At 69.9% G+C, this 601-nt stretch carries 1 protein-coding gene; it reads right to left on the minus strand.

Annotated features, from left to right (window positions below):
• Positions 1–601: TniB family NTP-binding protein (locus BFF77_RS32650; protein WP_245704111.1), on the minus strand; the 601-nt coding region annotated here is incomplete at both ends.

A 601-nucleotide genomic window follows, 5' to 3' on the forward strand; every position in this document is an offset into this window, starting at 1 on the left:
CAGGTGATGAGGGTGGCGCGTCCGGCGAGTTGGGCGCCGCGGGTGCCGCTGAACAGGGGTGTGTCGGTGACGTTGATGCCGGCGTAGACGAACGTGGCGGCCAGGCGTTCGGTGAGGTCTTTGAGTAGGTCGGCGGCCTGGGCGCCGGTGGTGGTGCGGGGGTTGAGGCGGTGGATTTCGTCGATGAGGACGAGTTGGACGCCCGCTTGGGTGTAGGTGTGGCAGACGGCGTCGGTGATCTGGGTCTGGGTCATGCGGGCGGTGACAGGGATGCCGAGGTAGCGGGCGAACTCAGCGATGAGGGTTTTCGCGGTGGCGCCGGGAGGGACCAGGACGTACGCCACGGGTGCCGCGCTGTGGGCTGATCCGGGCGGGGGCGGGTTTTTGCGGGTGTGGGCGAGGTGGCAGGCGCGGCCGACGTTGAGCAGGGCGGTGGTTTTCCCGGCTGCGGCGGGTCCGGTGACGATGAGGGAGGGCCGTGCGGTGGTCTGCTGGTGGCGGCCGAGGATCATCAGGGTGCGGACCTGGGTGGCGAGCTGGCTGATGGCGGGGGTGCGGATGGTGACGAACGCGGAGTGGTAGGCGAGGCGTTCCTCCGTGC

Origin of the sequence: Streptomyces lushanensis (genome assembly GCF_001700515.1) — a bacterium.
Lineage (GTDB): Bacteria > Actinomycetota > Actinomycetes > Streptomycetales > Streptomycetaceae > Streptomyces > Streptomyces lushanensis.